The organism is Jannaschia sp. S6380 (assembly GCF_023015695.1).
Classification (GTDB): domain Bacteria; phylum Pseudomonadota; class Alphaproteobacteria; order Rhodobacterales; family Rhodobacteraceae; genus Jannaschia.
In genome coordinates this window covers 197,094-210,292 of sequence record NZ_JALKAS010000001.1, presented here as the reverse complement: position 1 = coordinate 210,292, position 13,199 = coordinate 197,094, and the positions used below count along the sequence as shown (strand labels likewise).

Annotated in this window: 17 protein-coding genes; 8 read left to right on the top strand and 9 right to left on the bottom strand. The window is 68.6% G+C overall.

Annotation, left to right across the window (positions count from 1 at the left end; genetic code table 11):
* Positions 1 to 152: 152 nt before the first annotated feature.
* The 7 genes from MWU52_RS01160 to MWU52_RS01130 all read left to right on the top strand — a co-directional run bounded on the left by MWU52_RS01160 (position 153) and on the right by MWU52_RS01130 (position 4,598).
* Positions 153 to 581 (top strand): helix-turn-helix domain-containing protein, encoded by a 429-nt coding sequence (locus tag MWU52_RS01160; protein ID WP_246948470.1) that lies wholly within the window; start codon positions 153 to 155, stop codon positions 579 to 581.
* A gap of 61 nt (positions 582 to 642) precedes the next feature.
* The gene (locus MWU52_RS01155) at positions 643 to 1,257 is read left to right on the top strand and encodes a cation transporter (RefSeq protein ID WP_246948469.1); all 615 of its coding nucleotides are present in this window, start codon (positions 643 to 645) and stop codon (positions 1,255 to 1,257) included.
* Positions 1,258 to 1,277: 20 nt separating this feature from the next.
* Positions 1,278 to 1,604, top strand: a complete 327-nt coding sequence (locus MWU52_RS01150; RefSeq protein WP_246948467.1) for a YnfA family protein — start codon at positions 1,278 to 1,280, stop codon at positions 1,602 to 1,604.
* Between the two features lie 71 nt (positions 1,605 to 1,675).
* Positions 1,676 to 2,434, top strand: a complete 759-nt coding sequence (locus tag MWU52_RS01145) for a transglutaminase family protein (protein WP_246948466.1) — start codon at positions 1,676 to 1,678, stop codon at positions 2,432 to 2,434.
* A gap of 18 nt (positions 2,435 to 2,452) precedes the next feature.
* Entirely contained in the window at positions 2,453 to 3,367 is a 915-nt protein-coding gene (locus tag MWU52_RS01140; RefSeq protein ID WP_246948465.1) for a cation diffusion facilitator family transporter, read from the top strand.
* A 16-nt stretch (positions 3,368 to 3,383) separates the two neighbouring features.
* Positions 3,384 to 3,770, top strand: a complete 387-nt coding sequence (locus MWU52_RS01135; protein ID WP_246948463.1) for an STAS/SEC14 domain-containing protein — start codon at positions 3,384 to 3,386, stop codon at positions 3,768 to 3,770.
* 105 nt (positions 3,771 to 3,875) lie between these two features.
* Positions 3,876 to 4,598: a heparan-alpha-glucosaminide N-acetyltransferase gene (locus tag MWU52_RS01130; protein ID WP_246948461.1), complete on the top strand. Its 723-nt coding sequence runs from the start codon at positions 3,876 to 3,878 to the stop codon at positions 4,596 to 4,598.
* Between the two features lie 230 nt (positions 4,599 to 4,828).
* On the opposite strand, the gene MWU52_RS01125 is transcribed toward MWU52_RS01130, so the two are convergent.
* Genes MWU52_RS01125 through MWU52_RS01110 form a run of 4 tightly spaced genes read right to left on the bottom strand, consistent with a single transcriptional unit; the run spans position 4,829 to position 8,270 of the window.
* Positions 4,829 to 6,184, bottom strand: a complete 1,356-nt coding sequence (locus tag MWU52_RS01125; RefSeq protein WP_246948458.1) for an NAD(P)/FAD-dependent oxidoreductase — start codon at positions 6,182 to 6,184, stop codon at positions 4,829 to 4,831.
* Between the two features lie 12 nt (positions 6,185 to 6,196).
* Complete coding sequence (gene merA / locus MWU52_RS01120; RefSeq protein ID WP_246948456.1) at positions 6,197 to 7,603, bottom strand: mercury(II) reductase; 1,407 nt, start codon at positions 7,601 to 7,603, stop codon at positions 6,197 to 6,199.
* The gene (gene merF / locus MWU52_RS01115) at positions 7,600 to 7,818 is read right to left on the bottom strand and encodes a mercury resistance system transport protein MerF (RefSeq protein WP_246948455.1); all 219 of its coding nucleotides are present in this window, start codon (positions 7,816 to 7,818) and stop codon (positions 7,600 to 7,602) included. The genes merA and merF overlap by 4 nt, the downstream gene beginning before the upstream one ends.
* Entirely contained in the window at positions 7,815 to 8,270 is a 456-nt protein-coding gene (locus MWU52_RS01110; RefSeq protein ID WP_246948454.1) for a hypothetical protein, read from the bottom strand. Before MWU52_RS01110 ends, merF begins: the two co-directional genes overlap by 4 nt.
* Positions 8,271 to 8,375: 105 nt before the next feature.
* Between MWU52_RS01110 and MWU52_RS01105 the strand changes: the two genes are divergently transcribed.
* Positions 8,376 to 8,795: a helix-turn-helix domain-containing protein gene (locus MWU52_RS01105; RefSeq protein WP_246948453.1), complete on the top strand. Its 420-nt coding sequence runs from the start codon at positions 8,376 to 8,378 to the stop codon at positions 8,793 to 8,795.
* A gap of 742 nt (positions 8,796 to 9,537) precedes the next feature.
* On the opposite strand, the gene MWU52_RS01100 is transcribed toward MWU52_RS01105, so the two are convergent.
* From MWU52_RS01100 to MWU52_RS01080, 5 genes are all read right to left on the bottom strand, one after another.
* Complete coding sequence (locus MWU52_RS01100; RefSeq protein WP_246948451.1) at positions 9,538 to 10,593, bottom strand: GGDEF domain-containing protein; 1,056 nt, start codon at positions 10,591 to 10,593, stop codon at positions 9,538 to 9,540.
* Positions 10,590 to 11,186 carry a heme NO-binding domain-containing protein gene (locus MWU52_RS01095; protein WP_246948449.1) on the bottom strand — a complete coding sequence of 199 codons (597 nt, stop codon included), beginning with the start codon at positions 11,184 to 11,186 and terminating at the stop codon, positions 10,590 to 10,592. Before MWU52_RS01095 ends, MWU52_RS01100 begins: the two co-directional genes overlap by 4 nt.
* A 56-nt stretch (positions 11,187 to 11,242) precedes the next feature.
* Positions 11,243 to 11,950, bottom strand: a complete 708-nt coding sequence (locus MWU52_RS01090) for an HAD family hydrolase (RefSeq protein WP_246948447.1) — start codon at positions 11,948 to 11,950, stop codon at positions 11,243 to 11,245.
* A 41-nt stretch (positions 11,951 to 11,991) separates the two neighbouring features.
* Complete coding sequence (locus MWU52_RS01085; RefSeq protein WP_246948439.1) at positions 11,992 to 12,678, bottom strand: DUF1223 domain-containing protein; 687 nt, start codon at positions 12,676 to 12,678, stop codon at positions 11,992 to 11,994.
* Between the two features lie 87 nt (positions 12,679 to 12,765).
* Positions 12,766 to 12,984, bottom strand: a complete 219-nt coding sequence (locus MWU52_RS01080; RefSeq protein ID WP_246948437.1) for a TM2 domain-containing protein — start codon at positions 12,982 to 12,984, stop codon at positions 12,766 to 12,768.
* Positions 12,985 to 13,199 lie beyond the last annotated feature (215 nt).

The following is a 13,199-nucleotide window of genomic DNA, read 5'->3' as shown; positions in this document are numbered from 1 at the left end:
CATCATGAGTCGGGAAATAGGACCTACAGCGGGTAGAGGTTCAAGGGGCGATCCGCCCGGTGCGGCATCGCGTCACGAAACCGTGAAGCCGCCCTCGCCTCCGGGTGCCGGACGACCTAGAACCTACAGCGAATGTAGACGTAGGAGCGGCCATGCACACGATCGGAACCCTGTCGAAGCGGACCGGGACCAAGGTCCAGACGATCCGCTACTACGAGCAGATCGGCCTGATGCGCGAGCCGGGCCGGTCGTCCGGCGGCCAGCGGCGCTACCACGACGCCGACCTCGACCGCCTCGCCTTCATCCGCCACTCCCGCCAGCTCGGCTTCCCGCTCGACGCGATCCGCGAGTTGCTGGATCTCTCCGACGCCCCCTCACGTCCTTGCGCCGACGCCGATGCGATCGCGCGGCGGCAGCTGCGGCAGGTCGAGCTGCGCATCGAGCGGCTCCGGGCGCTGCGCAAGGAGCTCAAGCGCATGGTGGACGATTGCGACGGCGACAGCGTGGCCGAGTGCCGGGTTCTTGAGGTCCTGCGGGACCATTCCGAATGCCTGACGCAGCACGAGGAGATCGGGGCGTGAGAATCGCCTCCGGAACGGCTCCGGCCCCGCCCCCGTTCGTCCCCGAACCGGGAGGAACGGCATGAGCGAGGCGATCCGGCCGCGAAACGCGCAGCAACGGCGCATCCTCTGGATCGTCCTGATCCTGAACGTCGCCATCGCCCTGGGTTTCTTCGGCACCGGCGCGGTCGGCGACTCCTCGGCGCTGATCGCCAACGGGCTCGACAACACCTCCGACGCCTTCGTCTACGCCCTCAGCCTGTTCGCGATGTCCCGGTCCGGCCGGTGGAAGCGCGGCGCGGCAAACGTGTCGGGCGGCCTCCTCATCCTCTTCGCCATCGGGATCCTGTTCGACGCCGGGCGCCGCTTCCTCGAAGGCTCCGACCCGCTCGGCCCGGTGATGATCGTGATGGCGGTGATCGCCGCGGCCGTGAACCTGGCCTGCGTCCTCCTGCTGCGCCGCATCCAGGATCCGGACGTGAACGTGCGCGCGGCCAACACGTTCAGCCTCAACGACTTCGTGGCCAATCTCGGCATCCTCGTGGCGGGCGGGCTGGTAGCCTGGCTCGGCGGCAACTGGCCCGACCTCGTGGTCGGTGTCGCGGTGGCGGCGATCGCGGCCTGGGGCGGCGTCGAGATCCTGCGCGACGCGCATGGCGAGCACCACAAGGCAGTGCATGACGGCCCGGATGCATAGGACGCGGATCGGCGCCTGACATGCCCGCGGCGATCGCATATCCACTGGCCGCGCTGGCCGAGATCGCCGGCTGCTTCGCCATCTGGGCGTGGTGGCGCCTGGGCGCCTCGCCGCTCTGGCTGGCGCCCGGCCTCCTCGCGCTCGCGATCTTCGGGTGGCTGCTCGCTCAGGTCGAGACCGCGACGGCGGGGCGCGCCTTCGCGGCCTATGGCGGCGTCTACATTGCCGCTTCGGTGCTCTGGATGTGGCTGGCCGAGGGACAGCGGCCGGACAGGTGGGACCTGATCGGCACCACGATCTGCCTCGTCGGCGCGGCGATCATTCTGGCTGCGCCGCGTGGTGCATAAAACAGCAGGGCTTGAAGCTACAGTCGCTGTAGCTGCTACACCCCTCGACAGATGATTCGAGGAGAGTTCCCATGCCCCCCGCCGACCGGCTGCTCGCGGCCACGCCGCTTCTGGACCACGGTCATCCGGCCATCGCCGCGCTGATCGACGCGCGCGGCTGGCGTGCCCTGCCGGAGCACGACCGCATCGGCGCGGCCTACGACTTCGTTCGCAACGAGATCGCCTTCGGCTACAACCGCGCCGACGACATCCCGGCGAGCCGGGTCCTCGCCGACGGCTATGGGCAGTGCAACACCAAGGGCACCCTCCTGATGGCGCTGCTGCGGGCCTTGGGCATCCCCTGCCGCCTGCACGGCTTCACGATCCACAAGGCGCTCCAGCGCGGCGTCGTGCCCGAAGCCGTCTACCCGATCGCTCCCGACCGCATCCTGCATTCGTGGGTCGAGATCGCGCATGAGGGCCGCTGGGTGAACCTCGAGGGCTTCATCCTGGACCGCGGGTTCCTGAAGGCGTTGCAGGACCGGTTCGCCGGCGAGGGCGAGGCGCTCTGCGGCTACGGCGCGGGCACGGATTGCCTGTCGCGCCCGCCCGTCGCCTGGACCGGCGGCGACACCTACATCCAACGCACGGGCATCGAGGACGATCTCGGCCTCTTCGACACGCCCGACGCCTTCTACGCCGCCCATGGGCAGACCTTCGGCTTCCTGCGCGGCCTGCTCTATCGTCAGGCGATCCGGCACTGGATGAACGCCCGGGTGCGCCGCATCCGGGCGGGCCGCGTTCCCGCCATCCCCGGCCATGTGCACGCGCATGCGCAGCGCCCGGCCTGAGGCATCCGAGGAACCGTCATGCCCCACGACCACGGCCACGCCCATATCGACCCCGCCTCCGGCGACCGCCGTGTCGCCGTCGCCATCTGGGCCAACGGCCTGCTCACCGTCGCGCAGATCGTGGGCGGCATCTTGTCGGGCAGCCTCGCGCTGATCGCCGATGCCATCCACAACTTCTCGGACATGGCCTCGCTGGTGATCGCCTTCGGGGCGCGAAAGATCGCGCGCCGCCCGGCCGATGCGAAGATGACCTTCGGCTACGGTCGCGTCGAGATCGTGGCCGCGCTGATCAACTACACCTCGCTGGTCCTGATCGGGGTCTACCTGCTCTACGAGGGCGCGATGCGCTGGATCGAGCCCTCGGAGGTCGCGGGCTGGACGGTGGTGATCCTGGGCGGCGTGGCGCTGGCGGTGGACACGCTGACGGCGCTGCTGACCTACTCGATGCAGAAGGGCAGCGTGAACATCCGCGCGCTCTTCCTGCACAACCTGTCGGACGCGCTGGCCTCGGTCGCCGTGATCGTGGGCGGCACGTTGATCCTGCTCTACGATCTATACTGGGTGGACCCGGCCATCACCATCGGCATCGCGGCCTACATCCTCTGGCTCGCGCTGACCGAGATCGGCGGGCCGATCCGTACGCTGATGCTGGGCAGCCCGCCTGACGTCGACACCGACGCGGTGATCGCTGCGGCCGAGGGCGTGGACGGCGTGGTAGAAATCCATCACGCGCATTTCTGGCAGATGGGCGAGCACGCGGCCGCGCTCGACGCCCATGTCGTCGTCCCGGACGATCGCTGGGGCGAGGTCGAGGACATCAAGCGCGCGATCAAGGGTCGGCTGGAGGAGCGGTTCGGCATCGCGCACTCGACGCTGGAGTTCGAGCCTTCGGGCCGCAAGCACGAGGACGCCGAGCGCTACGGGCACGGCTGAGATAGGGAGAAGGACCATGTGGAAGGACGTCACGATCGATGCGCCGGGGGTCGTCGCGCTGGAATGCGCGGGCAGTCTGTCCGAGCGCGACCTGGACGAGATGCACGCCTGGATCGACCGGCAGGTCGCCCGGCACGACCGGCCTGCGCTCGTGATCCTGATGGACGCGTTCGAGGGCTATGAGGACCCCTCGGCGCTCTGGGCGGACATGCGGATCGACGCGCGGCACGCCGGCGATTTCGGACGCGTGGCGCTCGTTGCCGACGAGACGTGGATCGAATGGGCGACGAAGGCGGGCGATCCGCTCACCCGCGCCGAACTGCGCTGCTTCCCGCCGGACGAGCGCGACGAAGCGATCGCCTGGGCCGCCGCGGAGGTCGGGGACGCCAGCGCGTCCGGCTGAGCCGCCACGCGCTGAGGCCAGCTAAGTCAGAACGACATGACCCGACGATCCAATGAGCTCTCTGCCGTCACTCGCTCGTCGTCGACACGACAGGCGGCCGTTCGATTGTCCGCGATTCCGCGCCTCGATATCGTCGATGTCGTGCGCGGCATCGCCATCGCGGGCGTCGTGTTGTTCCACCTCGTGTGGGATCTCGATTATCTCGGCGTCGCTCCGGCCGGGATCGCGTCTTACCCGCTGTGGCTGCTGTTCGGCCGCACGCTCGCCGGCACCTTCATGGGGTTGGTCGGGGTGAGCCTCGTCCTCGCCTCGGCGAACGGGTTCCGGTGGCCCGCGTTCCTGCGGCGCCTCGCCGTGCTGGCCGCGGCGGCGCTCGCCATCACGCTCGTGACCCGTGCCGCCTTCCCGGGGACCTTCGTCTACTACGGCATCCTGCATGCCATCGCGGTGGCGAGCCTCGTCGGCGCCCTTGCGCTGCGCCTGCCCACCGCCGCCATCGCCCTGCTCGGCCTCGTAGCCTACGCCCTCGGCTTCGTTTGGACGTCGTCGGCGTTCGACTCGCGCTGGCTGGCATGGACCGGCTTCGCGGTCGCGCCCCCGCCCAGCAACGACTTCGTTCCCGTCTTCCCATGGATCGGACTGACGCTGCTCGGCATGGCCGCCGCGCGCCTGGCCCTCGCACGGGGCTGGGCGCATCGCGCGCCGCCGATGGATGGGCGCGCCGCGCAGTGGCTGGCATGGCTCGGCCGGCACAGCCTCGTGATCTATCTCGTCCACCAGCCCGTGCTGCTCGGCGTGTTGATCCCGCTCGTGGGGATGATCCGGTAATGCAGGCTCGCTGGAACGGTCCGAACGGAACGCCTTGATGGTCCTAGCGCCGCTTGGCCACCGCGTATCCGGTCCCGAAGCCGATCCCGACGAGTGCGAGGGTGACCAAAAGCATCCCGACCCCCATGACGCCCATCATCGCCCCCATACCATCCATCATGCATCCGCCGGTCATCATCTCGTCGTCTCTTCCGTCAGCGACCTGCCCTACTGGGCATCGGCGCGCGTCGTCACCCGAGCATCGCCCCCACGTCCGATCCGACCGTGGGATATGTCGAGATCATCCGCTTGAGATCGCTCGCCTTGAGGCCCGAGCGCATGGCGAGGCCGAACAGGTTCGCCGCTTCCGCGTAGTGATGGCCGAGGAGGTGGACGCCCAAGACCTCGTCCGTCTCGGCGTCGGTGATGACCTTGGTCATGCCGAGGGAGGCCCCAATGCGGCGGTTGGAGTACCAACTGGAGGTGTCGTTCACCGCCACCCGGACCGCGTGGTCGCCTGACCGCGCCTCGTCCTCGCTCAGGCCGATGCGGACGATTTCGGGCAAGGTGAAGGCCGCGCTCGGGACGCCGCGGTAGTCCGGCACCATGCGGTCGCCGCGGATCATGTTGGAGGCGGCGACCTTGCCCTCGTGGACGGCGACGGGCGTGAGCGGCGAGCCGGCCGTGTCGGCCACGTCGCCGGCCGCGAACACGCGGTCGTTCGTGGTCGAGCGCAGGTGCTCGGTGACAGTGACGCCCTTCGGCCCATGCGCGACGCCTGCCGCATCGAGATCCAGACCGTCGGTCTCGGGCACCCGGCCCGCGCCGTTCACGACGAGGTCGGCCGCAATCTCGAAGCCGTCGCCCGCCCGCGCGAAGCGTGCCACGAGCTCCGCGCCCCGCCGCGCGATCCCCACCAGCTCGGCGTCCGTCTCGAAGCGCATGCCGACCTCACGCGAATGCGCGACCAGCGCGTCCACGAGGTCGGGATCGAAGAACTTCAACGGCCGCTCGCCCCGATCCGCGACCGTCACCTCCGCGCCCGCCCGCGCGGCGATGTGCGCGAACTCCATGGACACGTAGCCGCCGCCCACGAACAGGATACGTCGGGGCAGCGCGTCCAGCTCCAGGAAGTCGGTCGAGTCCGTCGCCAGCTCCGCCCCCGGCACGCCCAGGTCGCGCGGGCGCTGGCCGGTCGCGATCAGGACGTGGCCCGCCTCGATCGCCCGGCCGTCGACGTCGAGCCTGCGCTCGCCCGTGAAACGGGCGGGGCCGTGCAGGGTCGTCACGCCCTTGCCGTCCAGGCCGCCTTCGATCCTGCCCGGCACGGCGTCGGTGAAGCTGCGCTTATGCGCCATCAGCTCGGCCCAGTCGATCGTTAGGTCGCCCTCGCGCACGCCTAGCTTGGACATCATGCGCGCCGCCTCGACCACCTCCGCGCCCCGGCGTAGCATCTTCTTGGGATCGCACCCGCGCAGCGCGCAGGTGCCGCCATAGGGAAGCGGATCGACCACCGCGACGGACCAGCCCTCGCGGGCGCATCGGTTGGCGGCCGTAAGGCCGGCCATGCCGACGCCGAGGACGACCAGATCGTATGTCTCGCTCATGGGAATGCTCCTTCAGCCCGCGCAGCAGGACAGCTTGGCGACGTCCTGATCGAAGCTCTGCGCGGCGAGCTTCCAGGCCTCGACGGTGGTCAGGTAGGGGAAGATCGTCTCGCCGAGATCTGTTACGGTCATGCGCGCCTTGAGCGCCATCACCATGGTCTGGATCGCGTCCGCCCCCTCGGGGGCGATGATCTGCGCGCCGAGCAGGCGGTCGCTGCCGCGTTCGGCCACCAGCTTCACGAGCCCGCGCGTGTCGCGGGCGGCGAGCGCGCGCGGCACGTGGTCGAGCGGCACCACGGAGGTGCGCACGTCGATCCCCTTGGCCCGTGCCGCCGCCTCGGTCAGGCCCGCACCCGCGACCTGCGGATCGGTGAAGACGACCCAAGGCATCGCCTCGCTGCTGTAGCGGTGCGCGTCGCCGTTCAGCGCGTTGAGCGCGGCGAGCTTGGCACCGTAGGCCGCCATGTAGACGAAAGCATCGCGCCCGGTGACGTCGCCCGCCGCATAGATGCCGGGCCGCGTGGTGCGCAGGCGGTCGTCGACCTCGATCCCGCCGCGGGGGCCGCGCGCCACGCCGGCCGCGTCCAGCCCCATGCCGTCCGAGTTGGGCGTCCGGCCCGTGGTGACGACGAGATGCTGCGCGTCGAGTCTCCGGTCCTTGCCCGCCTCCGTCCGCAGGCGCAGGGCGACGCCGTCCGGCGTCCGCTCGACCCGGTCGTAGGTCAGCCCGTCATGGACGGCGATCCCCTCGTTTCGCAGGTAGCGGGTCAGGGCCTCCGAGACCTCCGGCTCCGCCTCGGGCAGCAGTCGCGAGCGGGTCACGAGCGCAACCTCGACGCCCAACCGGGCGAACATCTGCGCCAGCTCGCACCCGATATAGCCCCCGCCCACTACGATCAGGGATCGGGGCCGTTCCTCGAGCGCGAGGGCCGCGGTCGAGTCGAGCACCGGCACGCCCTCCAGGCCCGGCACGTCCGGCATGGCCGGGCGCGATCCGGTGGCGATGACGACCCGTCCGGCGGACAGGCGGTCCCCGCCCTCCAGCACCAGCCCGCCAGCGCCCAGGCGCGCGCGGTCCTCGCGGTAATCGATGCCCGGATAGTCGGCCAGGAGGTCGGCATATTTCGCCTGCCGCAGCGTCTCGACCAGATCGTCCTTCGCGCCCAACAGCGCAGACCAGTCCGTCAGCGTCGCCTCGCCGTGCAGGCCGGGAAAGCGCCCGGCGGCGCGGGCGGCGTGCAGCGCCTCGGCCGCGCGGATCATCGTCTTCGACGGCACGCAGCCGAAATTGACGCAGGTCCCCCCGATCGTGCCGTGCCCGACGAGCGCGACCTTCGCCCCCTGCCCCGCGGCGGTGATGGCGGCCGAGAAGCCGGCGGAGCCGGCGCCGATCACGGCGATGTCGTAGGTATCGGTCATGACGAGCCTTTCATGCGGCGCGCGCGCCGCCACAGGGCGTAGAGGGTCAGAAGGAGGAAGAGCCCGAGCGCGGGCAGCAGCACGTAGTCGAGCCATCCGAGCATGGCGGACAGCCCGACCGCGCCCAGCAGGACGACAAGGACAGGCGTGAAGCAGCACAGCGCGGCGACGACCGTGCCCGCGATGCCGATGCCGAGAAGCTTGTCGTCGGTCATCGCGTGATCTCCGTATCAGGGGCGCGCGCGTCCAGGCGCGCGTAGTAGAGGTCGAGGAGCGCCCGCTGCGCCCCCCGCTCCCAGAGCGGCGTCGTCGCGGCGAGGCCGAGCGAGGCGGTCGCCAGTCCGGCGACGACGAGGGCGCGGGGGCGGACCCGGCGCAGCCCCCGGCGGGCCATCACGATCCAGGCAACCGCGACGACGAGGCCGGCCGCGATCAGGATCGGCACGCGCCAGACGGTGAACGGGCCCAGCACCGCCAGCCACGTCCCGCCCAGGCCCGCGAGCGACAGCGCCAGCGGCAGCAAGCAGCAGGAAGCCGACAGCAGCGCCGCCAGCCCGGCGCCCCCGATCCCGAGCAGGGCGGGGCCGTTCAGGGCGGGGCCGTTCAGGGCGGGGCCGTTCAGAGCATGTTCGCACGGCGCGTCGGCGGGGGCGGCGTTGGGGGGCATGTCGGGTCGCATATCGGCGGGTCCGGTGTCTCTCGATCCTGTTCGCAAACCGATGTAGGGTCTGCACCAGCTACAGGGTCAAGGAGAGAGACGACGATGCGCGACATGGCGACGACCCCCGCCCCCGGCCGCCCCCTCACCCGCAAGGGCCTCGCCGACCGCGCCGGCTGCGGGATCGAGACCGTGCGCTACTACGAGGATTCGGGCCTCATGCCCGAACCCGACCGGGGTCCGAACGGCTACCGCCTCTACGGTCAGGAGGACGTCCGCCGCCTCGGCTTCATCGGCCGCGCCCGGCGGCTGGGCCTGACGATCGAGGAGGTGCGCGGGCTGCTGTCGCTGGTCGACGGCGAGCGCGTCACCTGCGCCGAGGTGCGCGAGACCACGCTGCGTCACCTGGAGGGCGTCCGCGCCCGCATCACGGAGCTGCGGCGGCTGGAGCGGACGCTGGCGGACGTCTCCGCACGATGCTCCGGAGAGCAGGTCCCGGATTGCGCCGTGATCGAAGCACTGATGGACGAGTGACGGTTCGGTGAGGTGCACTCATCTGCAACCACGCACTGAAACGAATGGGGTGTATCAAAAGGGTTGTTCTAAAGAAATGAACCGGTCCGACGACCGGGCCTTAGACCCAAAGGAAACGCTCTAGTCAGATAGGATGCGTGTCCACGAACCGGCTAATCCTTCTCTTCGAAACGTCGCTCGACGAGGGCTGTTTCGGCAGTTCAAGCGCGGGTCGAGCGTCCGCGATATTTGCCCTGTCGCTTGCCAGTGGTCCACATGGGGAAGGCGATCTCTTCTCTGCTGCCTCGAAGGATCGAGATCTCGCGGCCCTCCGGGTAGGTCGGCAGAGCCATTTGTTGCAAGCTTACGAACCTCCGTCGAAGGCGCGCTGTCAGTCCCTTCGCTATGGACTGTCGGTATATCGATGACGCCAGTGGACGATCAAAGAGAGTGGCTGTCGTTCCGGAGGTCTCACGCAACTCATCCTACGCCGCGCCCCACCGCATGGTCATGGCCTGCACATCGACTGCACACGGGAACACACAAATAGCTGTAAATAAAAGGTAATATTTCCAATCCATCAGTGGGACTTTTCCTCAGAAAGCTACGGAAAACTATGGGAACTTCGAGTGTCCCACTCCGTCCTAACCTTCTGTTTCTTCGCCCTTATTCCCGCCCCCTACGGGCTGCCACTTCGGCGCTTGTCTCCCATAGCAGACCTGAAAGTCGACGAAGACAACCGTTGTTTGTCTCCGGCTTGGTGTCACGCCAGCCCCGCACTCTTTTCGGTCGGATAGGCCGATGCGCCGGCGTTCGCTTCTGGCGTCGTGATCACGCCGGCGACGGAATGCCGGGATCGACCCGCCCGCTTCGACGCGTAGAGCGCGGCATCGGCGTCGTTGCCCATCCGGCCCAATTCGATCGCTTCGTAAAAATCGGACATCGTGATCCCAATGCTGGCCGAAACCCGGCAAACCTCACCCTGCCATTCGATCGGCGCCTCGAGCCGGTCGATGATACGGTCGGCGATCCGGCGGAGGATCTCTACGTCCGCGCAGCCGGCGAAAACGAGCACGAACTCGTCGCCGCCCACGCGCGCGACGAGGTCACCTCGCCGGACCTCCTGCTGCAGGATCTCGGCGACCTTTTTCAGAACATGGTCTCCGGCGGCGTGTCCGAGGCGGTCATTGACCGATTTGAAGTAGTCGAGATCCAGGTGCATCAGACCAAACCGGACGTCCCGACCATCGATCAGTCGGGTAAGATGCACATCCAGCGCGCGCCGGTTGCGAAGTCCGGTTAGGGTATCCGTCGCCGCGTCGTCCTCCGCAGCGGCACGGGCGGCATCCAGACGGTCGCCCAGCCGCCCGAACTCCGACAGGACGACCGCGTTCGCCTCGATCAGGAACAGCAGGTCGACGGTCGGGTCGATCGGCGACAGGTCCCGCGCGGTGAGCCCATGGCGCCGCAGGGCCGGACCCGGGTCGGCGCAGAAGGCCAGATGCAGCAGCAGGCCGCCATCCGACAGCGGCAGTCCGATGCCCCGGAATCGCGTCGACGCATCGGGTCCATCGACATCCACCTCGCCCGCCAAAGCCAGACGCAGCCGTCTGCCGCGTCGCAACAAGGTGGATGCTGGCTCCGCGACGAGGGCGGATTGGGCGACGTGGATGGCGGCGTCCAGATGCTGGCCCACGAGGTTCGGCGCGATGCGCAACAGCGTCGGACCGACATGGACGATACGCCCGTTCCCATCGGCCACCAGGCACATCGGCATCGTCCGATCCAGCACGTCGAGGGGCAACGTCACGGAACTCATGCCGCGCCCCCCAGGGCGAAGGTACGTCCTTCGCTGAAATCCTGCTCGGCAATGTGGATCTCGACCGTCTCATGCCATGCCGCGTCGATCTCGCGCATGGGACCTGGTTCGATCATCGCGAGCGTTCCATAGTCGTCCGCCATCGCGCGCAGGATTCCCGTCAGGACGGCCCCGCCGCCCGCGACAGACCAGCGGGACGCGACCCGGTACCGGCCCGGAGCCACGGCCGTCAGGCGATAGCGCGGCACGTCGATGCCCGGCACCGCCATCTGTGCGCGTTCGTGCAACTCATCCAGGGAATGCAGAAGATCCACGAACTCGGACCCGGAAAACCGGAAAAGCCGCCGCACCGGTTCCAGGGGGGGATGCGTGCAGACCCAATGCCCCACATCCTCGCAAAGACTCATGCGGCTGCGGTCCAGGCGATGTGCACCCGCTGCGACCAGTCGCAGCATCACCGCGTCATCGTAGATGCGCATCGCCTCGAACCGGCGGACGGGCGACCCTCCGGCGTCGCAGATCGCTACCCATTCGGGCAGGCCGTGCTGGTCGATCACGAACCCTTCCAGTGCCTTGCAGATCAAACCATGCATCGCGGTCTCCGAGACGACGTTTCCGCGAGGTCTCGCAGTCGAAGCTGAAGATCGGGTTAAGCGGCGGGAATCGCGAGGCCCCGCGTGGCCAACCACTCCGGCAGGTGGGTCACATCGGGCAGAACCGCATCGGTTTCGCACGACAAGGTGGCGGCATCCAGCGTACCCGTCAGGACGCCTATGACGGGAAGGCCGGCCCCACGGGCGGCGGCGATATCGGTCGTGCCATCGCCGACCATCAGCACCTCGGCCCGCCGAAGTCCCAGAGCATCGGCGAAATCCGCGGCACCGCGCGGATCGGGCTTGGCGCCGAAACCGCTGTCACAGCCGATGATCCGCGATATTGCATCGCGGACGCCGATCCGTTCCAGATGATGCGCGGCCTCGGCAGTGTCGGCATTTGTCAGAACGCCCAGCGTCAACCCGGCAGACCGGAGGCGTCGCATCAAGGCGGGCAGACCGTCGACGGGAACCTGCGGCACCTCGGCGGTGCGGGGGCCGAGCCAGGCCGAGACGTCGCGGGGGCGCCATCCGATCAGCTCGGCGATCCTTGCAGCCACGACATGGCCCGGCGCGGTCACGAACAGCCCGTCGGGGCGGATCGTCCCTGCGGCCAGGTCGAACCCGAAGCCCCGTGCGATCACGTGGGCATCCTGACCCGAGGCACGGGCCAGATCAGCGATCATGCCGGGCATCCATGCCTCCCACGTGGCGCGAAAATCCGTAAGCGTGCCGTCCTTGTCGAAGAGAATCGCGCGTATCATGCCGCGGACGTTGGACGGACGGCGCCCGCGCGTCCAGCGCGTCAGTCCACGCGAACCGCGCCGAGGATCGCGCCGGGTTTGCCGTCATTCACCGCCTGCGCAAGGACCGCCTGCGCCATTCCGTCGGGCGCCGCGGGCACGTCGATCTGCAGTTCGCGTCCGTCCCAGTCCGACAACACGGTCCAGCTTTCGACGACATTGTGGTAGGTGATGTTCCGTCCCGCGTTCTCACCCCGAAGGATGCGGACGGTGGTCTCGGGCCGATAGATCACCCGGATCAGCTGTCCGCGCTTTCCGCTCGACGCGGCAACGACTTTGCGCCCCTCGCCCTGGCGGAGGATATCGCCCGTCACGCCGTCATGTGCGACAATCAGGTCGGCCAGTTCCATCCCCGACGGTCCCGCGACCTGATCGACGCCGCCGACCACGAATTGCGGAGTGTAGACGACGCTGGACCCCGCGGCGGCGGCATAGCCCCGCTGCCGGTCGCTATAAGCCGGATCGGCGAAAGTGTCCGCCCAACCGATCCAGTCCCAGTAATCGACATGCAGCGACAATGCGATAACATCGTCGCGATGTGCAAGCTGGCCCAGCATCTCGTCGGCCGGGGGGCAGGACGAACACCCCTGGGATGTGAACAATTCCACCACGACGGGATCGGCCGCAACGCCGGCGGGCAAAGCCAGGGCCGTGGCAAGAAAGGTCGCGCGCGCAAGGGATGTCGTCATCGGGTTCCGTTCCTGAACAGCCCGACCGGTCTAGACCGACTGGGCCCCGGGCGCCAATCACCCCTTGGTGAATGTCTCGCAGCGCGATCAACCTGGCGCCAGAGCTTCGGCCATCAGCACCGCACGCCTCAGTTCCGCGTCCCGGCGGGCGATACCGGGCATCAGAAACGTATCGGCAAGGACCCAGACGAGGAGGATCCCGACGAGAAGGAAGCCCACGCCAGGCCCCAAAGTCAGAAATCCGACCAGGAACAGGCCAAGCTGGAAGGCATCTGAACCGATGCGACCGAGGTAGAAGCGATGCACGGCCGCGCTACCGAGAAAGCCCAGAGCAGATAGGCCATGACCAAGATCTTGAATTCGCTTTGAGGTCGCTTTTCGGACAGCGTCGCCTGTTCCGTCGTGAGTTCCAGCTGCGGTCCTCGTCCATGGCCCGACCGTGAATGCCGGCCGAGCACCAAGATTCGGAAGACGCAACGAATAGCGGGGCCACGAAGGGCCCCGCGTGGCGGCCACCGATC